The sequence below is a fragment of the Pseudarthrobacter sp. CCNWLW207 genome (assembly GCF_037203945.1).
Classification (GTDB): domain Bacteria; phylum Actinomycetota; class Actinomycetes; order Actinomycetales; family Micrococcaceae; genus Arthrobacter.
Genome location: NZ_JBBCBS010000003.1, coordinates 23,550 through 38,788, shown reverse-complemented (window position 1 = coordinate 38,788; position 15,239 = coordinate 23,550). Strand labels below are relative to the sequence as shown.

The 15,239-nt window shown below is 66.2% G+C and carries 12 protein-coding genes and 1 tRNA gene; 4 read left to right on the top strand and 9 right to left on the bottom strand.

Annotated elements, in window-relative coordinates:
* Positions 1-35: 35 nt before the first annotated feature.
* The 3 genes from V9L17_RS05845 to V9L17_RS05835 form a co-directional block, all read right to left on the bottom strand.
* A tRNA-Thr gene (locus V9L17_RS05845) sits at positions 36-107 on the bottom strand.
* 248 nt (positions 108-355) lie between these two features.
* The gene (locus V9L17_RS05840; protein ID WP_337350808.1) at positions 356-2,548 is read right to left on the bottom strand and encodes a DEAD/DEAH box helicase; all 2,193 of its coding nucleotides are present in this window, start codon (positions 2,546-2,548) and stop codon (positions 356-358) included.
* Positions 2,549-2,941: 393 nt separating this feature from the next.
* The gene (locus V9L17_RS05835; RefSeq protein ID WP_337350807.1) at positions 2,942-3,595 is read right to left on the bottom strand and encodes an MOSC domain-containing protein; all 654 of its coding nucleotides are present in this window, start codon (positions 3,593-3,595) and stop codon (positions 2,942-2,944) included.
* Positions 3,596-3,766: 171 nt separating this feature from the next.
* Between V9L17_RS05835 and V9L17_RS05830 the strand changes: the two genes are divergently transcribed.
* From V9L17_RS05830 to V9L17_RS05815, 4 genes are read left to right on the top strand one after another with little or no spacing between them, the layout of a single operon-like run.
* Positions 3,767-4,438, top strand: coding sequence for a Tat pathway signal protein (locus V9L17_RS05830; RefSeq protein ID WP_337346790.1), 672 nt, complete (start codon positions 3,767-3,769; stop codon positions 4,436-4,438).
* 2 nt (positions 4,439-4,440) lie between these two features.
* Entirely contained in the window at positions 4,441-5,652 is a 1,212-nt protein-coding gene (locus tag V9L17_RS05825; protein ID WP_337350806.1) for a glutathionylspermidine synthase family protein, read from the top strand.
* 31 nt (positions 5,653-5,683) lie between these two features.
* Entirely contained in the window at positions 5,684-7,210 is a 1,527-nt protein-coding gene (locus V9L17_RS05820; protein WP_337346788.1) for an APC family permease, read from the top strand.
* 9 nt (positions 7,211-7,219) lie between these two features.
* Complete coding sequence (locus tag V9L17_RS05815) at positions 7,220-8,440, top strand: acyl-CoA dehydrogenase family protein (protein ID WP_337350805.1); 1,221 nt, start codon at positions 7,220-7,222, stop codon at positions 8,438-8,440.
* Positions 8,441-8,549: 109 nt separating this feature from the next.
* Here V9L17_RS05815 and V9L17_RS05810 read toward each other — a convergent pair whose 3' ends face one another.
* The 6 genes from V9L17_RS05810 to V9L17_RS05785 form a co-directional block, all read right to left on the bottom strand.
* On the bottom strand, positions 8,550-9,338 hold the full coding sequence (locus tag V9L17_RS05810) for an SDR family oxidoreductase (RefSeq protein WP_337350804.1): 789 nt from the start codon (positions 9,336-9,338) through the stop codon (positions 8,550-8,552).
* Between the two features lie 9 nt (positions 9,339-9,347).
* Entirely contained in the window at positions 9,348-10,697 is a 1,350-nt protein-coding gene (locus V9L17_RS05805) for a glycosyltransferase 87 family protein (RefSeq protein ID WP_337350803.1), read from the bottom strand.
* Positions 10,698-10,915: 218 nt separating this feature from the next.
* On the bottom strand, positions 10,916-12,247 hold the full coding sequence (locus V9L17_RS05800) for an MFS transporter (RefSeq protein ID WP_337350802.1): 1,332 nt from the start codon (positions 12,245-12,247) through the stop codon (positions 10,916-10,918).
* Positions 12,244-12,765, bottom strand: a complete 522-nt coding sequence (locus V9L17_RS05795; RefSeq protein WP_337350801.1) for a winged helix-turn-helix transcriptional regulator — start codon at positions 12,763-12,765, stop codon at positions 12,244-12,246. The genes V9L17_RS05800 and V9L17_RS05795 overlap by 4 nt, the downstream gene beginning before the upstream one ends.
* A 14-nt stretch (positions 12,766-12,779) precedes the next feature.
* Positions 12,780-14,066 (bottom strand): glycosyltransferase 87 family protein, encoded by a 1,287-nt coding sequence (locus V9L17_RS05790; RefSeq protein ID WP_337350800.1) that lies wholly within the window; start codon positions 14,064-14,066, stop codon positions 12,780-12,782.
* Complete coding sequence (locus tag V9L17_RS05785) at positions 14,063-15,226, bottom strand: cystathionine gamma-synthase (protein WP_337346781.1); 1,164 nt, start codon at positions 15,224-15,226, stop codon at positions 14,063-14,065. Before V9L17_RS05785 ends, V9L17_RS05790 begins: the two co-directional genes overlap by 4 nt.
* Between the last annotated feature and the right edge of the window lie 13 nt (positions 15,227-15,239).

Sequence of the window (15,239 nt, the reverse complement as noted above, 5' to 3'; positions counted from 1 at the left end):
CGGTCAAAACCGCCTTGACACAGGCCCTCATCCAGAGCCCCCCACCGGAATCGATCCGGTGACCTCGTTCTTACCAAGAACGCGCTCTACCACTGAGCTAGGGGGGCAACGAGTAAATACTCTACCGGAAGATTTCGCCACCAACAAATCGGCGGCCAGACGCCACCGGATGCACGAAAAAGCGCGTAAATCCGGGCCTGAAAGGCTCGCCAGGGAGCCGGCGTCATGCCGCCGGGGCCTGCCGGCGAAACCGGTGTGACGAAGCGAACAGGCGGCGTCCGCCGTCGTGCGTTAAATGCCGATGGGCCGGCTCGAAAGCCGGCCCATCGTCAGTAAATGTCAGACTAGCTGACGCTTACCATTTGCCCTTGCGGTTGAAGTCGCGCTGTCCGCCTTCATTGCCGTGGCGGGGCTTGCGTGAGCCGTCGCCGTGGCCGCCGAAGCGGGAGTCGCTGGCCTGGCCGCGGGTGGAGCCGGTGTCGGCACCAACGGAACGCTCGCTGTAGGAACGGCCGCCACGGTCAGCGGAGGACCGCTCGCCGTCGCTCTTGCGGAATTCCTTCTTGAACCCGCCGTTGCCCTTGAAGTTGCCTCCACGGTCGCCGCCACCGGAGTAACCGCCGCGGTCGCCGCCACGGTTGCCCTGGTAGCCGCCACGCTCGCCCCCGCCGGACGGCTTGCGGCCGTTGTCCAGCTCGAGGTGGATCAGCTCGCCGCCGATCCGGGTGCGGGACAGGGCGCGAAGCTGCTCGGGGCTGAGGTCGGCCGGGAGCTCCACGAGGGAGTGGTCAGAGCGGATGTCAATGCCGCCGATCTGGGCCGAGGAGATGCCGCCCTCGTTGGCAATGGCGCCCACGATGGAGCCCGGCATAACGCGCTGGCGGCGTCCGACGGCGATCCGGTAGGTGGCGTTGCCCTCGGTGAGCGTGCGGGTCGGGCCACGGGAGCCGAAGCCGTCCTTGGCACGTTCGCGCTTCTGGAACTCAGGAGCTGCAGGCAGTTCCTTGACCAGCAGCGGCTGCCCGCCCTGTGCCATGACGGCCAGTGCAGCAGCGATCTCCGACGCCGGAACGTTGTGCTCTTCCTCGTAGGAGGAGATGAGGTCGCGGAACGGGGCCACGTCCTCGGACGCGAGGGTCTCGGTGATGCGCTCGGCGAACTTGCCAAGGCGAAGGGTGTTCACGGTCTCCGCGGTGGGCAAGTGCATCTGCTCCACCGGCTGGCGCGTGGCCTTCTCGATGGAACGCAGCAGGTACTTCTCCCGCGGCGTCATGAACAGGATGGCATCGCCGGAACGGCCTGCACGGCCGGTGCGGCCGATGCGGTGGACGTAGGACTCGGTGTCGTGCGGGATGTCGTAGTTGACCACGTGGCTGATGCGCTCCACGTCAAGGCCACGGGCTGCGACGTCCGTGGCCACGAGGATATCGATGCGGCCTTCCTTCAGGGCGTCGACGGTGCGTTCGCGCTGCTGCTGCGGGATGTCGCCGTTGATGGCGGCAGCCTGGAAGCCGCGGGACTTCAGCTTGTCAGCCAGGTCCTCGGTAGCCATCTTGGTGCGCACGAAGGCGATGACGCCGTCGAACTCTTCAACCTCAAGGATGCGGGTCAGGGCGTCCAGCTTGTGCGGGCCCATGACCTGCAGGTACCGCTGGCGGGTGTTGGCGCCGGTGGTGGTCTTGGACTTCACCGAGATCTCGGCCGGGTTGTTCAGGTACTGCTTGGACATCCGGCGGATCTGGCTCGGCATGGTGGCGGAGAACAGTGCAACCTGGCGGTCCGAAGGGGTCTGCTGGAAGATCTGCTCCACGTCTTCGGCGAAGCCCATGCGCAGCATTTCGTCGGCCTCGTCCAGCACCAGGTACTGGAGTTCGGACAGGTCCAGGGAACCCTTGGAGATGTGGTCGATCACGCGACCGGGAGTACCGACAACCACCTGGGCACCGCGGCGCAGGCCGGCGAGCTGGGGGCCGTAGGCGGAGCCGCCGTAGACGGGGAGGACGGTGAAGTCGTCGATGTGCTTGGCGTACGAGGTGAAGGCCTCGGCAACCTGGAGCGCCAGCTCGCGGGTGGGGGCCAGGACCAGGGCCTGGGTCTTGCGGGAGGGGCCATTGAGGTCGTGGAGTTCGGCCAGGCGGGACAGTGCCGGTACTGCGAATGCTGCAGTCTTACCGGTGCCCGTCTGGGCCAGGCCCACGACGTCGCGGCCTTCAAGCAGCAGCGGGATGGTGGCTGCCTGAATGGGGGAAGGCTTTTCGTAGCCGACATCCTGCAGGGCGGCCAGGACGCGGCCGTCGATGCCGAGATCGGCGAACTTGATGCCCTCTTCTTCCTCGTCCTCAGCTTTGGCGGGCGCGGCGGGCGCTTCCTCGACCTGGGCTGCGGCGGGTGCCTCGACAGTCGCTTCGGCGGCGGGCGCCTCTGCGGCAGGCTCAGCGGCGGTTTCGACGGCGGGCTCGGCTGCGGGAACAGCGGGCTCGGTGAATTCGATGGTGGCGGTTTCGGCGGTCACGGCTTCTGCAGTGACGTCGTTCTGATTTTCGGGCATAGGGAAATTCCTCATCCATAGGGGGCCAGGCGGCACTACCCGAGGTGAGCGGAGCCGCAGTACATGTGCCGTGGATGCCGGGCAATCGTTGACCGGCCGGTCACGTAGAAGTCCGGCGCTTTCGCAATCCCGTGGCAGGACTTCCCGCTGCATCTCTTGGCTGCTATCCCAGCAGTCTGTACAGCGTTTTCTTTAGCCGGCTCTCCCTAGGAAAATGCCCGCTTCACATTCGCGGGCCCCAACACTTGCCAGTCCTGCCTCAAAAATTGGGCAGGAATAAGGGATTTCCGGAGTGGGGGATGTTTCAAGTGTAAGGCACAGATCCGCCCAGGACTAAATTAACGCCCGACGGCGGCGGTGAGCTTGCGCACATTGCCGCCGGTTTGGGCTGGGCTACCGGCCCAGCCGCCGCAGCAGCAGCTCGAATTTGTCGTGGTATTCGGGCTGGAGGCGGATCTCGCCGTCGGCGTCTGCATCCCGCAGGGCCTCCATAACCTCAAGGTCCGGATCGCTGAACCAACGACCGATAGTGACGCCATGCTTCGGGACGTACAGACGGTGGATGTGGTCACCGGCCCGAATGGTGCCGGTCCGGATGACCCGCAAGTACGTGCCCACGCGGCCGGCGTCGGTGAAGCGCTTCACCCACTGTGGCTCCCCCATCCGGCGCTGGAACGCAGCGCAGGGGACCCTGGGCGAGGTGACTTCCAGCTCGACGTCCAGCCCAATTTTCCAACGTTCCCCAATGATTGCCCCGGTGGTTTCGATCCCGGAAACCCGGAGGTTCTCGCCGAACACCCCCGGCGGCAGGTCCCTCTGGAGCTCGTTAGCCCAGTAGTCGGCGTCCGACTGGGAGTAGGCGTAGACGGCCTGGTCTTCGCCGCCGTGGTGGATCCGGCTTGCCTGAACGTCACCGTGAATGCCCAGCTTGTGGACCTTGACAGGACCTTCCACCGGCCGCTTGTCTATGGCCGTGACTCCCACGCTGCCTTCATCGGGAAGGAGCTGGTGGACACGGCAGACTGCGAGCACTGATGCGGTTTCCATGGCTCCAGTGTAGGGTTCCCGGCACGCTGGCGCCGTTGGAACCGGCGATGGGCAGTTCTGTCCCGTTTCCTGCTCGCAGCCGGAGCGGGCAGAGACTACGCTGAATTCAGGTTTGAGATTCCGGCGCACAGGTGCGCCGACATTCAACATGGACTACCGAGGGGGGACGCCGTGGACCCGAACAAGGATCCGGAGCACGATCCACAGCAGGACCTGCCCGGCAACGGTTCGCAGGGCAGCACTGACACGGGCGGCACTGACAAGGGCAGCACTGACACGGGCGGCACCAACGCGGGCGGCAGCCACGCCGTCGGCGGTTCAACGCCGGCAGGCGCGCCAAAACCCCCGCCATGGCAGGTCCCCAAGCCCGAACTGCGTCCTGATCTCCTGAATGAGCCCACCCCGATGGTGGATCCCTTCGCCAGGGACCGCGAGCGCCAGGAGCACGAGGCCGCGGCGCGCAAAAAGCGTTCCCAGCGGCGCACCGTGGTGGTGGGCCTGGGGGTCACTGCCCTCCTCGCCGGGACAATCACCGCCGTCGTAGCCAGCAACCAGGACGAACCGGAGTACGCGCAGGTCTGTTTCAACGACGAAACCGGCGAGCGCGTGGAGGACACCCAGTGCAACAGCTCTGCCGGACGCGGTGGCGGGCTCTATGCGTGGTACTTCTACTCCCGCGGCGCGAGCGTACCGGGTGTAGGGCAGAACCGTTCCTCGTACCCGAGCTACACCAGCACCATCCCCAGCGGTGCGAAAGCGTCCACGGGGTACAGCACCAAGGGTGGCACCGTCAGCAGGGGCGGCTTCGGCAGCAGCTCCAAGGGCGGAAGCACGGGGGGCTAGGCGTGAAGCGGTTGTTATCGGAGCCCAGGCCCGACTGGAAGCGGAAGATCGAAGAGCAGGGCCTGGTCTTCTCCACCACCACCATGCCCGATGGCCGGAAAATCGAATATTGGCATGAAGCCGCCTACTACGAATTCACCATGGACGAGGTGGAGGCCCTGGAGGTCACGGCCGAGGACATGCACAAGATGTGCCTGGAAGCTGCAAAGTTCCTGGCGACGGGCGCTATGGGCAACATCGGCATCGGTCCGCAGGCCTTGGAGCTCGCCGCTGAGTCGCTGCAGGCCGGGGACATGGACGTCTACGGCCGCTTCGACTTCATCTACGACGGCCAGGGCGGACCGGCCAAGATGCTGGAGTACAACGCCGACACCCCCACGGGCCTGATCGAGGCTGCCGTGGCGCAGTGGTTCTGGCTGCAGGATGTGTTCCCCGAGAAGGACCAGTGGAACGGGATTCACGAGGCACTGATCCGGCAGTGGAAGAAACTGCAGTACCGCACCGGGATGAGCACGCTCCACATCGCCCATTCAGAGGCCGAGGAATCCGGCGAGGACTGGATGACGGCCGCCTACATGCGGGACGTGGCCAGCCAGGCAGGCTGGACCACCATCGGAATCAACATGTCCGACATCGGCTGGGATCCCAACCTGAACCGTTTTGTGGACCTGGACAATTTCATGATCAGCACCATGTTCAAGCTCTACCCGTGGGAACTGATGATGAAGGAGCCGTTTGGGCACCGCCTGCTGCAGCGTGCGCACAACCCGCGCTGGGTTGAGCCGGCATGGAAGATGCTGCTCTCCAACAAGGCGCTGCTCGCCGCGCTCTGGCATTTGTACCCGGACCACCCCAACCTGCTGCCCGCCTACCTCAACGAGCCGGGGCCGTTGAAGGAATGGGTGGCCAAGCCGCTTCACGGGCGCGAAGGCGACAACATCAGGATCCATGCCCAGGGCGTCAACCTGGAGCAGCCGGGCGGATATGGCCGCGAGGGCTGGTGCTACCAGCAGTTCCATCCACTGCCGGACTTCGACGGCAACCACCCCGTCCTGGGCCTCTGGGTGGTGGACGGCGAGTCCGTAGGGTGCGGGATCCGGGAATCGGATGGCCCCATCACCGATTACTTCTGCCGTTTTGTACCCAACACCATTGATGCCCCGGCTCCGCTTTCCGCGGCAGCCCAATCCAACAAGGCAGGTATCGCCCTATGAGCCCCCTGGCATTTCAGAGCCCGGTGACACCATGAGTACAGAAATAACGACGGCGGGCGGCGGCTCCGGCGGACCGTCCGGCGGTGCCGTTCCCGCCAAAGGCCTTCGGGCGGGCATCCTGGACCTTGGCGACTCGGTCATGCTTGGCCTCGCCTCCACGGCACCGGTGTATTCGCTGGCCGCAACGCTGGGCCTGATCGTGGCCGTCAACGGAAACTACACCCCACTGATCCTGCTCCTTGGCTTCATCCCCGTCCTGTTTATCGCCTATGCCTTCCGTGAGCTGAACAGCGCCATGCCGGACTGCGGCACCACGTTCACATGGTCCCGCCGGGCCTTTGGTCCTTGGGCGGGGTGGCTGGGTGGCTGGGGCGTTGCGCTGGCGGGCGTCGTGGTCCTGGCTAACCTGGCCCAGGTGGCCGGCCAGTACGTGTGGCTGCTCATCGGGGACGGCTCGCTGGCGGAAAACGACCTCGTGGTCACGGCTACGGGCGTGCTGTTCATTCTTTTCATGACCCTGGTGAACTACCGGGGCATCCGGCTGGGCGAGCACGTCCAGCGTGTCCTGACCTACGTGCAATATGTCTCGCTGGGCATCTTTGCGCTGGCGATCATCATCAGGATCGCGGGCGGCGCCCCCGAAGGCCAGGCGTTCGACATCGAGTGGTTCAATCCGGCCGGGGCTTTCGCCGATCCTGGCGCGGTGGTGCACGGCGCCCTCCTCGCCTTGTTCATCTACTGGGGCTGGGACACCTGCCTCGCCGTGAATGAGGAAACCGAAAACCCGTCCACCACGCCCGGACGCGGCGCCGTCATTTCGGCCTTTGTCCTGGTGGCCATCTATGTCTCGATGGCGCTGCTGGTGATGATGTACGCCACGGTGGGCACCGAGGGCATCGGGCTCGGCAACGAAGCGAACCAGGACGACGTCTTCCTCGCTATGAAGGACGTGGTCCTTGGTCCCTGGGGCTGGCTGATTGTGGTGGCCGTCCTGGCTTCCGTGCTGTCCTCCACCCAGACCACCATCCTGCCAACGGCCCGCGGCACCCTGTCCATGGGCGTGCATGGTGCACTGCCGCCGAAGTTTGGCGAAGTCCACCCGCGCAACCAGACCCCGGGGTTCTCCACTCAGGTGATGGGCGCCGCGGCCGTGGTGTACTACGTAGCCATGAGCTTCCTCAGCGAGAACCTGCTCTCCGATTCCATCAGTTCCATCAGCCTGTTCATCGCGTTCTACTATGCTCTCACCGGCTACGCGTGCTTCTGGTACTTCCGCGGAACGCTCCGCGGATCCGCCCGCAACCTCTGGTTCCGGGGCATCCTTCCCCTCATTGGGGCATTGATGCTCACGGCCGCCTTCTTCATTTCCGCCGTCCAGATGTGGGACCCGGCTTACGGCGACACCGAGATTCTAGGTGTGGGAGGGGCTTTCGTCAGCGGCGTTGTGCTCCTCGCCCTCGGCGTTGTGCTGGCCGTCGTCTGCCGGTTCCTGCCGTCAACGCGCGGATACTTCATGGGCAAGCCCGCCCCTGCAGCCACCACTTCGAATCCGGCCTAGGGACCTGCGATGACCGAAGCCCCAGGTGTCCCCGACGAATTCCCAGAAGTTCCCGCCCCAACCGATCCCTCGGACGTCCTCGCTCTTGACTCGCTCCTGAGCGCGGAGGAACTGCAGGTCCGCCAGAAAATCCGCGACTTCACCGACCAGCGGATTAAACCCGACATCGCCCGCTGGTATGACAGCGCCGTTTTTCCGCTGGAGCTCGCTCCCGAACTCGGCGAGCTGGGCGTCCTGGGCATGCATCTGGAGGGCTATGGCTGCCCTGGACGGTCCGCCGTCGAATACGGCCTGGCCGCGATGGAGTTGGAGGCCGGTGACTCCGGGATCCGCACGTTTGTGTCGGTCCAGGGGTCCCTGGCGATGACGGCCATCCACAGATGGGGTTCCGAGGACCAGAAACAGGAATGGCTCCCCCGAATGGCTGCCGGGGAGATAATCGGCTGCTTCGCCCTGACCGAACCCACGGCCGGCTCGGACCCTTCCTCTATGACCACGTTTGCCCGGCGCGACGGTTCCGGGGACGGCGCGGGCTGGGTACTGGACGGCGCGAAGCGGTGGATTGGCCTGGCGTCGGTGGCCGGAGTGATGGTGGTGTGGGCCATGACGGACGACGGCGTCCACGGTTTCCTGGTGCCTGCCGGTACACCGGGCGTCAGCGCCTCGGCCATCACGCAGAAGCTGTCCATGCGCGCCTCCATCCAGTGCGATGTGGTGTTCGACGACGTCAGGCTGGGTCCGGAGGCACTGCTCCCCGCTGCCCGGGGCCTGCGCGGACCGTTCAGCTGCCTGAACGAGGCCCGGTACGGCATCGCCTGGGGTGCCATGGGAGCGGCCCGTGATTCGTATCAGGCCGCCTTGGGGTATTCGCAGGAGCGGCTCCAGTTCGGCAAGCCGCTGGCCGCGTACCAGCTAACTCAGGAGAAGCTGGTGAACATGCTCGTGGAGATCCAGAAGGGCACCCTGTTGGCCCTGCATCTTGGCCGGCTGAAGGACTCCGGGACCCTGAAACCGGAGCAGATCTCGCTGGGCAAGCTGAACAATGTCCGGGAGGCCCTGGCGATCGCCCGGGAAGCCCGGGCCATCCTGGGTGGCAACGGCATCACCCTGGACTATTCGCCGCTTCGTCATGCCGCCAACCTGGAATCGGTCCGCACGTACGAGGGCACCGACGAGGTCCACACGCTCATCGTGGGCCAGCACATCACCGGCTTCGGCGCGTTCCGTTAAGCCCCTCCCCGGCCCAACTAAGTAGCAGCAGATGCTGTTTTGAGCCCTCAAAACGACATCTGCTGCTACCTAGTTGGGAGGGGCCGGGCACCAAACCGCGGCAGGGCACCTACGCGGAGAAGCCGCCATCGGACTTGATCAACTGGCCCGAGACCCAGCGGCCTGCCGGGGACAGCAGGAAGGCCACGGTGCCTGCGACGTCGGCCGGGGTGCCGAGGCGTCCGCCGGGCTGCTGGCGCGTCCCCATTTCCCTGATCTCGTCATTCATCCACCCGGTATCAATGGGCCCGGGATTCAGGACGTTCGCCGAAATGCCCAGCGGCCCGAGCTCCCGTGCCGCGGCGATCACGATCCGGTCCAGGGCGCCCTTCGAAGCGCCATAGGGCAGGTTGAAGGCGGTGTGGTCGCTGGTCAGCGCCACAATCGCGCCGCCGTCTTCTGTAACCTGCCGGGCGAACGCGGCGATGAGCTGCCAATTAGCCCGGGTATTCACCGCGAAGTGGCGCTCGAATGCCTCCAGCGTGGTGTCCAGGATGCCGGAATCGACGGACTCGGCATGGCTCAGGACCATGGCCTGCAGCGGTCCGGCGAGCTGGTTGGCTTCGGCCATGAGCCGGTCCGGGGCGGCGGGATCCTGCAGGTCGGCCGGCACTGTGTGGACGCGGGCGCCGATAGCTTCCAGCTCGGCGGTGAGGCGCACGACGTCGTCGGGCTGGCTTCCCCACGGCATCCGGGCATCGTAGTCGTGCCAGTAGCTCAGGACCAGGTCCCAGCCATCGGCTGCCAGTTGCCGGGCGATGCCTGCGCCGATGCTGGCAAGCCTGCCTGCCCCGGTGACCAGTGCTGCTTTCCGGGGAGTGGATTCACGGGGCATGGACTCAAAGGGGGTGGATTCCATCTGGCCAGCCTAGTAGCGGACGGCTGCCGGGGGCGACGCGGACGCTGCGGGGGCAGGTTCGGCCACAGGCTCAGCGAGTGCTTCCAGCAAAGCCACGGCCGGGACTTCCGCCAGCGGCTCGGCAGGGGCCAGGGCGCCGCGGCGGAGGACCGCCAGCCAGCACAGCAGGACCGCTCCGGCACAGAACACTCCGGCGCTGGAGGCCATGATCCACGGCCCCGGTGTCTGGATGTCAAGGTTCTCGGCGCCGAACGCCATCCCGATGGATTTCGGGGAGAAGAAGAACACCAGGACCGAGAGCAGCAACACCGATGTCATGCCCGCGCGCAGGCGACGGTAGCGCTCCGGGGTTTCCCTCAGCGTCCAGGCAAAGGCGGGGAGGACGGCAGCGACCCAAACCCAGTGGTGGGACCAGGAGACGGGACTGATCAGGAGCATGGCCAAAGCGGTGGCGGACATGGCCACTACGCGGGCGCCCTGATCGGACGCGAGTTTGATGACTGCGGCGGCCAAAGCCACCACCAGCAGGCTCAGGACCATCCAGGGAACCGTGACCGCGGACGCCGGGACACCGAAGTGCAACAGCGCCCCCTTGATGGAGAGGTTGTCCACGTAGCCGGCCCCGCCGATCCGGGACGTGTCCGGCAGGATCTCCAGCCAGAACTGCAGGGTCTCGGCGGGGCGGAGGAGCCAGCCGAGGAGCACGGTGGCCCCGAAGCCGGCGCCCATGTTGGCCAGGCCGCGCCAGTCCTTGCGCATCAGGTAGTAGAGCCCGAACACCAAGGGCGTCAGCTTGATGCCGGCCGCCACTCCTACCAGGAACCCGCTTCCCGGCATGCTCCGGTTCCAGCGGTGGTTCCGGGACAGCAGGTCCGCGGCCATAAGGCCCATCAGCAAGATGTTGACTTGGCCGAATGCCAGCGTCTCCCGCCAGGGGCCGAGGGTCAGCATCGCCAGGAGGACGGCTGCAGCGATCCAGCGGCTGCGTGGGGTTTCGAAGGTCCGGCGCCAGTCCGCCTTGGCGTTCCAATAGCGCACGGCGAGCAGCGACAGCCACGCGGCCACAGCCACACCGGCAGTGTTGAAGAGTTGGAGGGCGACAGGCTCAGGGAGCCGCGCAAGGAGGCTGAAGACGAGTGCCGCGAACGGTGGGTAAGTGAAGGGCAGCCCGGGGCCGCCGGCCCATTCAACATTCGGACCGTACAGGTCTGAGGCAGCCCAGCCGGCGTCGTTCAGGATCTTGCCACCATGCCAGTACACGCTGAAATCGAGGCCTTGTTTGTTCCACCCGGCCAGCAGGAACCAGGCCAGCACCGCGATGACGACGGCGGGCAGCCACAGGGTGGCTGTCCGCCACAACGCCGGTCCCCCACGTCGCGGGCCGGGGGCCTCTGACGGTCTTGCCGTGTTGACTGCCGATAAATGAAGGTCGCGCTGTGCCATCCGTTGTCCCCCAAGGTCGCTCTAGCTGCGGGCGGCCGCGTTCCACCGTCAGTTGCATCGTTGGAACGGCGGCTGGCCGTAGCTACATACTACATATGCATCGCGATGATTCCCGGCATGTGTCGGGATGGTGTTCAGGCAGCAGCTACAGGTTCGGGCTCCCGCGCAGCTGCGTCCTTGCGGATCGTGGCGCTGATGACAGCAGCGATGGTGCACATGGCGGCGGCCCCGAACCACGCGTACGTGTACTGGCCGGTGGCATCGCGGATGGCTCCGGCGCCCAGCGCGGCAGCTGCGGCGCCCAATTGGTGGGCGGCGAAAACCCAGCCGAACACCACGCTGCCGTCCGAGCCGAAGGTCTTGCGGCAAATGGCTGCCGTGGGCGGCACAGTGGCCACCCAGTCCAGGCCATAGATCACCACAAACACGATCATGCTGGGCTGGACTGTGGCACTGAGGAGCAGCGGCAGGACCAGCAGGCCGATGCCGCGGAACTGGTAGTAGACGGCCAGCAGGATCCGGGGATTGAACCGGTCGGTCAGCCAACCCGAGGCGATAGTGCCCACGATGTCGAAGATCCCGACGACGGCAAGCAGGCCGGCGGCCGTGGTTTCTGCCATGCCGTGGTCGTGGGCGGATGGGATGAAGTGGGTGCCGATCAGGCCGTTCGTGGTGGCGCCGCAGATTGCAAAGCCCGCCACGAGCGCCCAGAATGTCCGGACCCGGCTGGCCCGCTTCAGGACCTGGAGTGCCCGGACTGCGGCGTTGCTGCTCCCGTTCTCCGGTCCGGCCGGGGACAGCGATCCGGCCGGGGACAGGGCTGCCGATCCCTCCTCAGGCACCGTTTCGCCGTAGGGCAGCACGCCGACGTCGGCCGGTGAGTTCTTGAGGAACTTCAGCACCAGGGGAACCACCGCCAGCGCACCGGCCGCTATCAGCAGTGAGGCCTGCCGCCAGCCCGGATCCTGGGCCAGCATGGCTATGAAGGGGAGGAAGACCAGCTGGCCCGCTGCGCTTCCGGCGGTGAGGATGCCGATCACCAGGCCGCGGCTTTTGGCGAACCAGGTGTTGGCAATGGTGGCGGCAAAGACCAGCGCCATGGACCCCGTGCCGAGGCCGATGAGCAGCCCCCACGTGAGCAGGATCTGCCAGGACTGGTTGACCAGCACCGTGAGCGCACTGCCGGCGCCGATCAGCACCAGGGCCGTGGCCGTGACCGCACGGATTCCGAACCGCTCCATGAGGGCGGCGGCAAAGGGAGCAGTGAGGCCGAACAGCACCAGGTTGATGCTGACCGCTGCCGAGAGCACGGTCGTGGACCAGCCGAACTCCTGCTGCAGCGGCACCATCAGGACCCCCGGAGCAGCCCGGAATCCGGCGGCACCCACGAGGGCCAGGAAGGCGACGGCGGCCACGATCCATGCCGGATGCAGCCGGCGCTGGCGGGCCGTTTCGGTGGCGCTCATGCGGCTGCCCCTTTCTGTGTGGTGAACTGTCGGGCCGCCGTGGCCAGCCGCACGGGAGCCTCGGACCGGCTGAGGCTGTGCCAGCTGGTGTTGGCGGCGGTGAGCCGCTCGCCGCACCCGGTACACGTATCCGCCGAACTGGTCCGCTGCCCGCAGCCGGCGTGGATCACGAACATATGGGCTTGCTCGGAGGGGGCGGGCAGGTGCTTTTCCGCCCACATCACCACCGCATTCAGCACGGGGAGCGCGTCTTCACCTTTGGGTGTCAGGACGTACTCCTGGCGCGTGCGCCCGCCGCCGTCGTACGCCCTTTTACTGAGCAGGCCGGCCTCCACCAGGCCCGACAGGCGCTTGGTGAGCACGGAATCGGCCACCGCCAGGCGGGACTTCATGGAATCGAAGCGCCCGTTGCCGAAGAAGACTTCGCGGAGCACCAAAATGGACCAGGGGTCGCCCAGGATGTCCAGGCCCCGGGCAATGCTGCAGTTGCGCGCGGACCAGTCAGATCGGAGTGCCATGGAGGGCACCCTAGCTAACTTTCTTGAAGAAAGCCAGGCTTCCGCCGTGACGGGCTGTAGGCCACCGCCCAGTACGCCAACAGAGCCACGCCGCAGAGGACGCCCAGGCTAGTGACGGCCAACTGCAACTGGGTCTGCGGATCCTTGCCCCATTCGTTGGCACCGGCCATCATGGCAAGGTACTTGGGCGTGAGGTAGAAGGCGACAGCAGAAGCACCCACCACGATCCAGCCGTACAGCCGCATTTTCCCGCTGCGGGATGGCACACGGTGCATCGCGAACGCCATGGACGGCAGCGCCACGGCCATCCAGACCCAGTGGTGGGACCAGGAGACGGGGCTGATCAGGAGCATCAGCACGGCGGTGGCGGAGACGGCCACGAAGTTCTCGTCGGCAGCCACGGCCCATTTGATCACCAGGGCCGCCAACACGGCGAGACCCAGCGAGAGCACCAGCCAGAGCATGCTGGTGGAGCCGGAGTCGGGCAGGCCAACGTGGAGCAGGAGCCCTTTGACGGAGAGGTTGTCCAGGTATGCCGGCCCGCCGATCCGGCCGGTGTCCGGCAAGATCTTGGTCCAGAACGTCAATGAGGCGTTGGGCAGCACCGCCCAAGCAAAGGCGATGGAGCCGAAGAACCCGGCCGCCATCCAGCCGAGGGCCTTGAAGTCGCGCCGCACCAGGAAGTACAGGCCGAACGCCAACGGCGTGAGTTTGATGCCGGCCGCGATGCCGATCAACAGCCCGGCGGGCCACCTCAGCTCCCCCGCCCGGTCTTTCCCGTACAGCGCGAAATCGGCGAGGATCAGCCCCATCAGGATGATGTTGATCTGGCCGAAATCGAAAGTGTCCCGCCATGGTCCCAGCAGGAGGATCGCCGCGGTACCAGCCAAAGCAACCGAACGGAACCGCCAGTCGGCGAAGGACGTGCGCCAGCTGCGGAGTCCGAAGTAGTGCCGCGCCAGCCAGGCGGCCACGACCGCGGCCCCCACCAGCGCCGTCGTGCTGAACACCAGGCTGCTGGTGCCCATGGGCAGGAGCGCGAGCCCGGCGAACAGCAACGCCGCGAACGGCGGGTAGGTGAACGGGAGGCCGTCACGGGGTGCGTAAAGCTCGTGGGCGCCGGACTCACCGGTCTGCAGCACGCGGCTGCCGCCGTAGTAGTACACCTCGAAGTCGTTCATCAGCGGAATGTACGCGGAATACAGCACCACCAGGGCCAGGACGACGGCGGCAGCACCGCCCGCCGTCGCGATCCAGCCGCGGGTGGTACCGGATGCCAGTGCCGGGGAAGTTGCGGTCACCGGATGAACGTGAAGGCGTGCTCGAGGTCCGCGATGAGGTCCTCAAGGTCCTCGATGCCGCAGGACAGCCGGATCAGGTTGACGGGAACGGCCAGTTCGGTGCCCTTGACCGAGGCGTGCGTCATTTCTGAGGGGTAGTTCATCAACGATTCGATGCCGCCCAGGGACTCCGCGAGGGTGAATACAGACGTGTTTTCCGCGACGGTGCGGGCCGCCGCCTCACCGCCCTTGAACTGCACGGACACCATGCCGCCAAACTTCTTCATCTGCTTCCTGGCCAGTTCGTGGCCGGGGTGCGAGGGCAGGCCCGGGTAGAGGACGGCTTCCACCTCAGGGCGCTCCAGCAGCCATTCGGCCACGGCCTGGCCGTTGTCGCTGTGCCGGTCCATGCGCACGCCAAGCGTCTTCAGGCCACGGGTGGTGAGGAACGCATCCATCGGGCCGGACACCGCTCCTACGGCGAACTGGACAAAGCCGATCTTCTCCGCGAGTTCGGCATCGTTGACCACAATGGCGCCGCCAACAACGTCAGAGTGGCCGCCAATGTACTTGGTGGTGGAGTGGACCACCACGTCCGCACCCAGGGCGAGCGGGGTCTGCAGGTAAGGGGACGCGAAGGTGTTGTCCACTACCAGGAGGGCACCGGCGTCGTGCGCCACCTTGGCGAGTGCCTCGATGTCCGTGATCTTCATCAGCGGATTGGAGGGGGTTTCGACCCAGACGAAGCGGGTCTTGTTGGCCGCCACGGCCTTGCTGACCGAGTCCAGGTCTGCCATGTCCACGGGCGTGTTGCCAATGCCCCAGTCGCCGAGCACGCCGCTGATGAGCCGGTATGTCCCGCCGTAGGCGTCGTTGCCCAGCACAATGTGGTCCCCGGGCCGGGTCAGGGCGCGGATCAGGGAGTCCTCCGCCGCCAGGCCCGAACTGAAGGAGAACGCGTGGCTGCCGCCCTCGAGCGCGGCAAGCTGTTCCTGCAGGGCGTCGCGGGTGGGGTTCCCGCCGCGGCCGTACTCGTAGCCGTCGCGCAGCCCGCCGATGCCATCCTGCGCATAGGTGGAGCTGAAGTGCAGCGGAGGGACGACGGCGCCGGTGCGGGGTTCGAAGGCCTGGCCGGCGTGCACGGCGCGGGTGTTGAAGCCCTGGTTTTCAGAAACAGGCATGATGCTCCTTTGG

Excerpts from the sequence above, each read along its gene's own strand:
- V9L17_RS05840 (WP_337350808.1), bottom strand. The coding sequence starts at position 2,548 with ATGCCCGAAAATCAGAACGACGTCACTGCAGAAGCCGTGACCGCCGAA.
- V9L17_RS05785 (WP_337346781.1), bottom strand. The coding sequence starts at position 15,226 with ATGCCTGTTTCTGAAAACCAGGGCTTCAACACCCGCGCCGTGCACGCC.
- V9L17_RS05820 (WP_337346788.1), top strand. The coding sequence starts at position 5,684 with ATGAGTACAGAAATAACGACGGCGGGCGGCGGCTCCGGCGGACCGTCC.
- V9L17_RS05810 (WP_337350804.1), bottom strand. The coding sequence starts at position 9,338 with ATGGAATCCACCCCCTTTGAGTCCATGCCCCGTGAATCCACTCCCCGG.
- V9L17_RS05815 (WP_337350805.1), top strand. The coding sequence starts at position 7,220 with ATGACCGAAGCCCCAGGTGTCCCCGACGAATTCCCAGAAGTTCCCGCC.
- V9L17_RS05835 (WP_337350807.1), bottom strand. The coding sequence starts at position 3,595 with ATGGAAACCGCATCAGTGCTCGCAGTCTGCCGTGTCCACCAGCTCCTT.
- V9L17_RS05795 (WP_337350801.1), bottom strand. The coding sequence starts at position 12,765 with ATGGCACTCCGATCTGACTGGTCCGCGCGCAACTGCAGCATTGCCCGG.
- V9L17_RS05800 (WP_337350802.1), bottom strand. The coding sequence starts at position 12,247 with ATGAGCGCCACCGAAACGGCCCGCCAGCGCCGGCTGCATCCGGCATGG.